The organism is Nocardioides sp. (assembly GCF_050699375.1).
Taxonomy (GTDB): Bacteria; Actinomycetota; Actinomycetes; order Propionibacteriales; family Nocardioidaceae; genus Nocardioides.
In genome coordinates this window covers 1-9,902 of sequence record NZ_JBOHDN010000258.1, presented here as the reverse complement: position 1 = coordinate 9,902, position 9,902 = coordinate 1, and the positions used below count along the sequence as shown (strand labels likewise).

10 protein-coding genes are annotated in these 9,902 nt (G+C 68.7%); 2 read left to right on the top strand and 8 right to left on the bottom strand.

What is annotated here, in order from left to right; all coding sequences use genetic code 11:
- From ACRDPS_RS18925 to ACRDPS_RS18905, 5 genes are all read right to left on the bottom strand, one after another.
- The coding region (locus ACRDPS_RS18925; protein WP_431503211.1) for an aminoacyl--tRNA ligase-related protein at window positions 1-443 on the bottom strand (443 nt) is incomplete at its 3' end.
- Between the two features lie 75 nt (window positions 444-518).
- On the bottom strand, window positions 519-1,364 hold the full coding sequence (locus ACRDPS_RS18920; RefSeq protein WP_431503210.1) for a GNAT family N-acetyltransferase: 846 nt from the start codon (window positions 1,362-1,364) through the stop codon (window positions 519-521).
- Window positions 1,365-1,590: 226 nt separating this feature from the next.
- Complete coding sequence (locus ACRDPS_RS18915) at window positions 1,591-2,247, bottom strand: hypothetical protein (RefSeq protein ID WP_431503209.1); 657 nt, start codon at window positions 2,245-2,247, stop codon at window positions 1,591-1,593.
- A 187-nt stretch (window positions 2,248-2,434) separates the two neighbouring features.
- Entirely contained in the window at window positions 2,435-3,199 is a 765-nt protein-coding gene (locus ACRDPS_RS18910; RefSeq protein WP_431503208.1) for an SDR family NAD(P)-dependent oxidoreductase, read from the bottom strand.
- On the bottom strand, window positions 3,183-5,123 hold the full coding sequence (locus ACRDPS_RS18905) for a hypothetical protein (protein ID WP_431503207.1): 1,941 nt from the start codon (window positions 5,121-5,123) through the stop codon (window positions 3,183-3,185). The genes ACRDPS_RS18910 and ACRDPS_RS18905 overlap by 17 nt, the downstream gene beginning before the upstream one ends.
- Window positions 5,124-5,405: 282 nt before the next feature.
- On the opposite strand from ACRDPS_RS18905, the gene ACRDPS_RS18900 reads away from it, so the two are divergent.
- Both ACRDPS_RS18900 and ACRDPS_RS18895 read left to right on the top strand, forming a co-directional pair.
- Window positions 5,406-5,561 carry a hypothetical protein gene (locus tag ACRDPS_RS18900; protein WP_431503206.1) on the top strand — a complete coding sequence of 52 codons (156 nt, stop codon included), beginning with the start codon at window positions 5,406-5,408 and terminating at the stop codon, window positions 5,559-5,561.
- Window positions 5,558-5,968 carry a hypothetical protein gene (locus ACRDPS_RS18895; RefSeq protein ID WP_431503205.1) on the top strand — a complete coding sequence of 137 codons (411 nt, stop codon included), beginning with the start codon at window positions 5,558-5,560 and terminating at the stop codon, window positions 5,966-5,968. Before ACRDPS_RS18900 ends, ACRDPS_RS18895 begins: the two co-directional genes overlap by 4 nt.
- A 186-nt stretch (window positions 5,969-6,154) precedes the next feature.
- Here the strand turns inward: ACRDPS_RS18895 and ispG are convergent, their stop codons facing one another.
- From ispG to dxr, 3 genes are read right to left on the bottom strand one after another with little or no spacing between them, the layout of a single operon-like run.
- Window positions 6,155-7,309 (bottom strand): flavodoxin-dependent (E)-4-hydroxy-3-methylbut-2-enyl-diphosphate synthase, encoded by a 1,155-nt coding sequence (gene ispG, locus ACRDPS_RS18890; protein WP_431503204.1) that lies wholly within the window; start codon window positions 7,307-7,309, stop codon window positions 6,155-6,157.
- Window positions 7,310-7,331: 22 nt separating this feature from the next.
- Complete coding sequence (locus tag ACRDPS_RS18885) at window positions 7,332-8,690, bottom strand: M50 family metallopeptidase (protein WP_431503203.1); 1,359 nt, start codon at window positions 8,688-8,690, stop codon at window positions 7,332-7,334.
- Window positions 8,687-9,811, bottom strand: coding sequence for a 1-deoxy-D-xylulose-5-phosphate reductoisomerase (gene dxr, locus ACRDPS_RS18880; RefSeq protein ID WP_431503202.1), 1,125 nt, complete (start codon window positions 9,809-9,811; stop codon window positions 8,687-8,689). The genes ACRDPS_RS18885 and dxr overlap by 4 nt, the downstream gene beginning before the upstream one ends.
- Between the last annotated feature and the right edge of the window lie 91 nt (window positions 9,812-9,902).

Here is a 9,902-nt window from a genome sequence, read left to right as displayed (position 1 = left end):
CGGGGACGCGCCTCGTCGCGGTACTTCGTCTGGATCTGGTAGAGCGAGAGCGGCAGGTCCTTGTAGGAGCCGTAGAGGTCCTTGACCAGGAGCGTGAACATCTCCTCGTGCGTGGGCCCGAGCAGGTAGTCGGCCCCCTTGCGGTCCTTGAGCCGGAAGATGCCGTCGCCGTACTCCGTCCAGCGGTTGGTCGCCTCGTAGGGCTCGCGCGGCAGCAGCGCCGGGAAGTGCACCTCCTGGGAGCCGATCGCGGCCATCTCCTCGCGGATGATCTGCTCGACCTTACCGAGCACGCGCAGTCCCAGCGGCAGCCATGAGTAGATCCCCGGAGCGGCACGGCGGATGTAGCCGGCACGGACAAGCAGCTTGTGGCTCGCGACCTCGGCTTCGGCGGGATCCTCACGGAGGGTCCGCACGAACAGGGTCGACATACGGGCGATCATGCGGGCAAGCGTACGGCGCGCGCGACCGCTGCCGCGAACCGGTTACAGGTGTGTTGTGGCCAGGCCCGGGCAGGCTCAGAACATGATCGTGGAGAAGCGAGCCGTCTCCAGGAAGCCGGCCCGCTCGTACGCCCTCCGAGCGGGCGTGTTCCAGTCGTTGACGTAGAGAGAGATCCGAGGCGCGATCTCAGCGCGGACGATGTCGCAGACCGCGGCCATGCCACGGGCAGCGAGCCCCTCGCCGCGGCGGTGCGCCGGCACCCAGACACCCTGGATCTGGGCGGCGTCGGGGGTCGCGCAGGCGACCTCGGCCTTGAAGACGACCTCGTCGTCCTCGAAGCGCGCGAAGGACCAGCCGCGCGAGATCAGCTGGAGCACCCGGGCGCGGTAGAGGTCACGGCCGCCGCCGCTCTCGGGTGAGATCCCGACCTCCTCGGTGTACATCGCGACGCACGCCGGATAGAGGGCCTCCAGGTCGGCACGGGTCGTGCGGCGTACGAACGGGTCGGGGTCGACCAGGCTCTGCAGCTGCTGCTCGAGATGAGGCTGCTCCCAGCGCTGCTCGCGCGGGCTCCCCCAGGCATCGCCGATCGAGGTCCACATCGCCCGCACCGCGGTCTGCTTCCCGACGACCGTCGAGACGGTGCGCACGCGGTTGCGGGCTCGCTCACCGAAGGCGAACGCGTCCTCCTCGGTGGCCTGGATGGGGACCAGGTTCGCACCGACGTGGCAGGCGGCGACCAGGTCGCCACCGTCCCAGCGTCCCCAGATCTCACCCCCGAGCCAGCGCGGCTCGAGGTTGGTGGTGCGCGCGCGGTATTCCGCGAAGACGTTCACCACCGGATCCTGGCCGGTCAGGTCCAGGAACGCGCCGAGATCACCCGCGTGCAACGGGCGGATCCCCTGGCGCGTCGTGAGCATGTCAACGAGCCTAGTGGTCATCGCCTCAATTTCGTCCCGGGCCCGCCGCCATGGCACGCACTGGGCTGCGTTGTCCCCGCTCGAAAGACCCCGGTATGCCATCGCAGGGGCGCCTTGCCCAGCACGCACCCTGACGACGGACCCGGGACGAACTATCGGCTCAGACCACTAGACCCAATCTGGTCGTACGTCGCCGAGCGGCTCGCGGATCGGATCTGCGCCGTCCTCAGAAGGTGCGCGTGATCGCTTCCATCCGGTCGAGGATCGACCCACGTCGGGCGTCCGCGGCAAGACCCACCGTGTCGCCCCAGATCGCTCGGCCGACCATCACCCCCACCGCGCCGAGGTCGCGAGCCGTGGGAAGGCGCGCGGAGTAGTCCGCCCAGCTCATCCCGTCCGAGCGAGCCACCCATGCGGTGGCGCCGATCTCGGCCCGCTTGACGACATCGAGGCCGTCCTCGTTGACCCGCACCTTGAGGACGACGTCCTGCGGACCCAGCGAAGTGGCCGTGCCGGCCAGCTGAGCCAGACAGTCGCTCGAGTCGCAGTAGGGCTCGAGGAACACCCGGTCGTAGTGCCGCAGCTCGCCCAGGATCGCGGTGGCCGCTCGCGAGCAGCCGTCCTCGGGATGGTGGAAGCCCACCTTCACCACGCCGGAGCCCCCGTCGGGCGGGCGGAGCTCGGCGACCTCGTGGATGTCCGGCAGCCCGACGCACACCGCGTCGCCGGGGATGCGGAGGCGATCGTGGTCGGGTCGGACGACGATCCCCCACCCGGGAGACTCGGCGATCAGCTCGAGGATCTCGGACCGGATGTCGGTTCCGTCGGGGGTGTGAAACTTCGCATCGTCGGAATGATCGATGGCAAGCCAGAAGGACGTCATACGTTGATCTGCCAGTCTCTGAGGGCCTAAGACGTGAGGGACGCGCAGACATTGGTCCGCGGGATGGGCCAAGAGTAAGCAGCCTTTTGCCGGACGTACGTCATTTCTTCGTGTCGTGCGGTTTTCGTTCGCACAACAGCGGTCCGGCCCGCCCGAACCGGCCGGTCCGATCCTCGGCTGTAACCCTCTAATACTCTCCGCCATCGGCGACGATGCACTGGCCGTTGATGGCGCCGGCGACGTCCGAGGCGAGGAAGACGCAGACCTTCGCGACCGCGTCCGCGGTGACGAAACGGTGCCCGGGGATGCGCGCCGCACGGTAGGAGATGTACTCGTCGACCGTGACCCCCTCCTTGCGGGCATGCTTGACGAAGACCTGCCGCGACGACTCGCTCCACATCGGACCCGGGGCGACCACGTTGGCCCGGACGATCCCCTCCTCCTCCTGCGCGATGGCTTGGGCGAGCCCGGTCAGCGCGTGCTTGGAGACTCCGTAGGCAGCTCGTCGCGACGGCGTACGGATGCCGAAGACCGAGCTGACCAGGACGAGCGCCCCGGACCCGGCGGCTCGCAGCTTCGGAAGCGCGATCGAGGCGGTGCGCCACGCCGAGGTCAGGTTGACGTCGAGGGTCAGCTGCCACTCGGACTGGTCGATCTCGGCCACCGTGTCGGGCGTCGGGTTGATGCCGGAGCAGTTGATGAGCCCGGAGAGGGTCTCGAAGTCCGCCAGCGTCCGGCTGAGCGCCTCGATCCCGTCCTCAGCGGTCAGATCGCCCTCCACCCGGCCGACGGCACCCGTCTCGTCGGCAAGATAGGCCAGCTCGGTCGTGCGGCTGTAGGCGTGCAGGATCACGGGCGTGCCCTGGGCGCTGAGCCGGCGCGCGACGGCGCTGCCGAGGTCGCCCGTCGCCCCGAGGACGAGGACCGGCGCTGACTCAGTCGCTGTGCTCATGGCGCTCCTTGATCCGGTGGATCGCAGCCCTCACCACATCCTCGTGGGCGGGCGGCAGACCAGTGAGCCGTTCGAGATGGCTCAGGCAAGTGATATCACCCATTTGCCCCAGCCGGTACGCGGTAATCGGAATCGCCGGGGCCAGGACCGGGTGGTTCAGCCGATGGACCAGTGCCTCGGTGATGTCGGTGCCCCAGCCGAGCACGTCGCGCTCCCGGGCGACGGCGCCGGGGTCCTCCTCCCGGTCCAGGATCTCGAGATAGCCGTCGACCGGCACCCGGCCCCGCAGGATCAGCTGGAACATCGCCGCCTTCCGCAGGAACAGCGACCGGAACGCCTCCAGCACGAACTCCAGCTCGTCCCAGTAGCGCTCGGGTGCCTGGTCGAGAAGCTCGCCGTAGTCCTCGCGCTCCTCGGTCAGGTAGAGACAGATCAGCCGGTCCATCCAGGACAGGCTCTCCCGCACGCTCAGCCTGGCCACCGCGTCGAGATCGCCCGGCCGGAACCCTGCCTTCAGGAACGTCATCACCAACGGCCCCATGTGCATGTCGGCGAACCGGGCTCCGTCGAGCGCCATCCCGTGCCCGTCGCGCAGCCGGTCGCGGATCCCCTCGGCGACGAAGTACTGGTAGAAGGTCTCGTGGCCGAACTCCGCCGACTCGACCGAGTCCTTCGTCCGGCCCGTCACGCCGAAGACCTCGGAGTGGTCGAGCAGGTCGGCGATCCATTCGTACGTCAGGAAGTCCCGTTGCCTCGTGATGTCGAGGTCGCGCTGCAGGTTGGCGAAGAGCCACTCCGAGACGCGCGGGACCGGCATCAGGTCCTGCTCCTGGTTGCTGGGCTCGTCCATCCCGGTGAACAGGTCCCAGGCGATGTCGCGGTAGGTCTGGAACCGCACCCGGCTGGGGATGCGTGAACTCTTGCGGTCCCAGGGCTGCCCGCAGACGTGCTTGAGGTGGACGGTGTAGCCGTCCCACTGGGTCCGGGGAGCCGCGGCGCCCTCCTCGAGGGAGGCGTAGAGCTGCTTGAGGACCATCGGGGTCGCGGGGAAGAACCCGCCGCCGCGCTCCATCTCGGCGGCCAGGTTGCTCAGCCGCTCGTCGCCGCCGCGCTCCTCGCCCAGGGCGCGCACGTCCACCGGCGAGATCGGCTCGACACGTACGACGACGGCAGCCTCGACCCCGAGGTCCTCCAGGCGTGCGGGGCTGCGCAGCTGCTCGGCGAGCTCGTCACGCTCGGTCTGCAGGTTGCGCTTGCTGATCACGACGAAGCGCCCGCCGCGACCGAAGGCGGACCGCAGCTCGCTCAGGTCGGGGCGGGTGACGCCGTGCTCCTCAGCACTGGAGGAGATCAGGTCGAAGTCGTCGATAATGATCGGAGAGCGGTCCTCGCCGACCAGGTCGCCGTAGTCGACCGCGCCGTCGCGCAGGCTGATGTAGCGCACCTGCTCCTGCGAGGCGGTCCAGTCCCTGATCTCGATCGTCTTGCCCGAGCCCGACGGGCCGGTGAGGAAGAAGAGGTTCGACCCAGGATGCTCGAGCCACCGGCCGAGCGCGTCGAGGAGCGGGATCGTCGCGCCGTCGGTCGCCAGGCCGCTCAGCGCCGCCACGCGCGCCCGCGGGAAGGTCAGGCGCGAGCTGGTGACTGACGCGGGTGCCGCGGTCGGCGCGGCCTCCAGGACAGGCCCCGGCGGCTCGGCCTCCTGACCCCGCCAGGCGTACGCCTTCCACCACTTCGACTGCCAGATGTCGGTGTTCTTCCGGATCCACGCGCCCCGGTGGGCCGGGTCGAGGGTGCGCGGCACCGCACCGCCGACCACCCGGATGAGCTCGTCGAGCGGCATCAGCTTCGTCCCGGACGTACGCCGGTAGAAGGTGCTCCTGGCCATGGCCACACCGGCGCCGCCGTCAGCTTTTCCGGTCACCTGCCGGATCCAGGCCCGCAATTCGCCGTTGAACTGCTCTGGTGAGAGAGATTCGTCGGTCATTTCCCCTCGCCGAGTCGTCGCGGACGCGGCTGCGAGTATCTCGCAGGTGTCCCAGTTCTGTCCCAGAAATGTCTCATCTTCCCACGGACTGTCTTTACTTCGTCCCCACTCCCACCCGCCCTCTGGCGAGACAGATGCGGCCTCCGCCACCTTGGAGATGTCCCACCGGGACAGCGCAAGGCACCTACCCACAGGGCCACACCGCTGAAGGAGATGACCATGAGGAACCACAAGTTCAGCATCGCCACCTTCGCCGTCACGCTTCTTGTCGTGTTCGGCTTCAACCAGCTGCTCAGCGCCGAGCCGCCCACGTGCCAGGCCTCCGCCGGCACCTCGTCCGTGTCCTTCGTACTCACGGAAGGAGCGCAGTCATGACCGGCTTCAGCCGTCCCGGCGATGTCGTCCGGGCCCATGGCGGCGTCCGATCCGGCAAGCGCGGTGTCGTCGTCGCCACCGCGGCAGGCCGCACCAAGGTCCGCTTCAACGGCAGCAGCGGATCCCGCTGGGTGCGGAGCGGCAACCTGAGCTCCACCGGCAGCGCGTCGCTGCCGTGGATCCTCCCCGTCAAGGCCGCCCTCGTCCTGTTCCTCGTCGTGCCGGGTCTCCGGTTCGTCGCGGTCCACCTGTGGACCCACGGAGGTCTGGACGGCCTCCCCGCGGCTCTCGGGACCCAGATGGGTCAGGCGGCGCTCGCCTGGGGCCACCTGATCGCCAACGACCCGGTCGGGGCACTGCTCCATCTCGGGTTTCTCGGCCTGGTCTCCAGGCTGATGAGCTGGTGAGACCGACAAGACCTTCGAGACGTACGCAGGGGGACGTCTCGAAGCAGAAGACAGAAGCCCGGTCCTACTGAGGACCGGGCTTCCTGCGTTCTGTGGCGGTCGCTGACTGGGTCTCGACCCGCGGTTGCGGCTTCGCAAGCTCAGCCGCACGCTCGCTCGACCTCCTCGCGTTTGCCCTTCGCAAGCTCAGGGCAAGGCTCGGACCTGCGCGCCGCCGCCATCGACGGGCTCCATGCCCTCGGCGATCTTCATCGCCTCCTCGATCAGGGTCTCGACGATGGCCGCCTCGGGGACGGTCTTGATGACCTCGCCCTTGACGAAGATCTGGCCCTTGCCGTTGCCGGAGGCGACGCCGAGGTCGGCCTCGCGGGCCTCGCCGGGGCCGTTGACGACGCAGCCCATGACCGCGACCCGCAGCGGCACCTCGAGGCCGTCGAGCCCGGCGGTGACCTCGTCGGCGAGCTTGTAGACGTCGACCTGCGCACGCCCGCACGAGGGGCAGGAGACGATCTCGAGGCGGCGCGGACGGAGGTTGAGCGACTCCAGGATCTGCAGCCCGACCTTGACCTCCTCGACCGGCGGCGCGCTCAGGGAGACCCGGATCGTGTCGCCGATGCCCTTGGACAGAAGTGAGCCGAAGGCGACCGAGGACTTGATCGTGCCCTGGAAAGCCGGGCCGGCCTCGGTGACGCCGAGGTGCAGCGGCCAGTCGCCGGACTCGGCGAGCAGCTCGTAGGCACGCACCATCACGACCGGGTCGTTGTGCTTGACCGAGATCTTGAAGTCGTGGAAGCCGTGCTCCTCGAAGAGGCTCGCCTCCCACATCGCCGACTCGACCAGCGCCTCGGGGGTGGCCTTGCCGTACTTCTCCATGAGCCGCTTGTCGAGCGAGCCGGCGTTGACGCCGATGCGGATCGAGGTGCCGTGGTCCTTGGCGGCCGCGGCGATCTCCTTGACCTGGTCGTCGAACTTACGGATGTTGCCCGGGTTGACCCGGACCGCGGCGCAACCCGCCTCGATGGCTGCGAAGACGTACTTCGGCTGGAAGTGGATGTCGGCGATCACCGGGATCTGTGACTTCTGCGCGATCGCCGGGAGCGCCTCGGCGTCGTCGGTGCTCGGGCAGGCGACGCGGACGATGTCACAGCCGGAGGCGGTCAGCTCGGCGATCTGCTGCAGGGTCGAGTTCACGTCGGCGGTGACCGTGGTCGTCATCGACTGCACAGAGACGGGGCTCTCGCTGCCCACGCCCACCGAGCCGACCTTGATCTGGCGGGTCTTGCGACGAGGGGCGAGCACGGGGGCGGGTGCCTCCGGCATACCGAGGGGGATCGACGTCATGTCTACCAATCTTACGGGCGGGTCAGGCTTGGAGATGAAGTGGGACGACGAGGTCGGCGACGATCAGGACAACACCCATCACCAGCAGCGCCGAGGCGACGACGTACGCCACCGGCAGCAGCTTGGCCGGGTCGGCATGTCCCGGGTCGGGCCGTCGGAAGACCTTGGCGAAGGCACGGCGTACGCCCTCCCACAGCGCCGTCGCGATGTGACCGCCGTCGAGCGGGAGGAGAGGAACGAAGTTGAAGATGCCGATGAAGAGGTTGAAGCCACCGACCAGGAACGCGAAGCTGGAGACCTTCTCGGCGACGTCGAGGCCCTCGTGGGAGGCGATCTCGCCGGCGATGCGGCCGCCGCCGACGATGCTCACCGGGCCGTTGGGGTCACGCTCCTCGATGCCGACGATCGCCAGGGCGACGTGCCAGACCTTGACCGGGAGCCGCACCAGTGCGTGGACGGCATTCTTCGCCATCTCGCCCATCTCGGTCAGCGCGTAGACCGGACCCTCCTTGGTCGTCACCACGTGCGACTCGGGAGACATCCCGAAGAAGCCGACCTTCGCCGTCTCCGGGTCGGCGCTGGTGTCGTTGACGTCCTTGACCCGCTCCTGCACGACCGTGTTGGTCTTCAGCGTCTTCTGCTCGCCGTCGCGCTCGATGACGATCGTGGCCGCACGGTCCATGTTGTCGCGGATCAGCTCCTGGGCGACCGTCCAGGAGGTCAGCTCGGTGCCGTTGAACGAGATCAGCTCGTCGCCGGGCCTCAGGCCCGCGTCGTGGGCCGGGGTCGGCTTGTCGCTCTTCTTACACTCGCGGCCCTGGTCCTCCCAGCTCAGCAGGCACTCCTGCAGGCTCGAGACGACCGGGTGCCCCTCGTTGACGACGGGCTCGCGGACCCCGTAGATGCCGTAGACGCCCCAGAGGACGAAGAACGCGATCAGAATGTTCACCGACGGACCGCCGGCCATCACGATGACCTTCTTCCACCACGTCATCTTGTAGAAGAGCCGCGGCTCGTCCTCGGGTCGGATCAGCTCCCACTCGGCCGAGCGGGCGTCGCTGATCAGCTGGGTGAACATGCCGGTGTTGGACTTGCGCACCTTCAGCGCGCCGTCATCCGTGCGCTCGCCCAGCTGGTCGGCGCCGGGCGGCAGCATCCCGACGATCTTGACGTAGCCACCGAGCGGGATCGCCTTGAGGCCGTACTCCGTCTCGCCGATCTGCTTGGACCACACCGTCGGCCCGAAGCCGATGAAGTACTGCGTCACCTTCCCGCCGAACGCCTTCGCCGGAATCATGTGGCCGAGCTCGTGGAGCCCGATCGAGACCAGGATCGCTACGACGAAGCCGATAACGGCCAACGTATAGAGCAGGTAGCTCATGAACGGGTCTCCAAGATCCGGGTGGTCTCCTCGCGCGCCCAGGCGTCGGCGGCGAGCACATCCTCGATGGAGAGGGTGCTTTCAGAGCGTACGCCGCTGTGGGCTGCCATCACCTCCGCAATCGTGTCCACGATGCCGGGGAACGGGATCCGGCCCTCGTGGAAGGCGTCCACGCAGACCTCGTTGGCCGCGTTGTAGACCGCGGGGTGGGTGCCTGCCCGGGTGCCGGCCTCGCGGGCGAGGCGCACCGCAGGAAAGGCAGAGTCGTCGAGCGGCTCGAAGCGCCAGTCGGCGGCCTTGGTCCAGTCGATCGGCGTCTCTGCGTCCGGCACCCGCTCGGGCCAGGCCATCCCCATCGAGATCGGCACCAGCATCGTCGGCAGCCCCAGCTGGGCGACCACGGCGCCGTCGGTGAACTCGACCATCGAGTGGATGTACTGCTGCGGGTGCACCACGACCTCGATCCGGTCGAAGGGCACGTCGAAGAGCAGGTGGGCCTCGATGACCTCGAGGCCCTTGTTGACCAGGGTGGCGGAGTTGGTCGTGATCACCCGTCCCATCGCGAAGTTGGGGTGCTTGAGCGCCTGGGCCGGGGTGACCTGGGCGAGCTCGTCGCGGGAGCGGCCGCGGAACGGGCCGCCGGAGGCGGTCAGCACCAGCTTGCGTACCTCGTCGGCGCGACCGGCGCGCAGCGACTGGGCGATCGCGGAGTGCTCGGAGTCGACCGGGACGATCGTTCCGCCGGAGGTCGAGCTCGTCGAGACCACCCGCTTGACCAGCGGCCCGCCGATGATCAGCGACTCCTTGTTGGCCAGCGCGAGCGTGTTCCCCGCCTCCAGCGCGGCCAGCGTCGGGCGGAGCCCGACGGCGCCGGTGATCCCGTTGAGCACGACGTCGGCGGGCTGGGCGGCCGCCTCCACGGAAGCCTCCTCCCCCAGCCCCGAGATCTTCGGCGCGAACTCGGCCACCTGCGCCTCGAAGAGCTCCTTGTTGGATCCGCCCGCCGTCAACGCGACGACCCGGAACCGGTCCGGGTTGGCCCGCACCAGATCGAGCGCCTGGGTTCCGATGGACCCGGTCGAGCCGAGGATCGCCACATCGCGTGGTCGCTGCTCATTCACCCGCCCATCCTCCCAGGAGAGGCTGAGAAGGCGCCAAGCGGCGGGCTCGTCAAGAGACCTTCCCGGCGAGCCCCTGGAAGACGTCGACCAG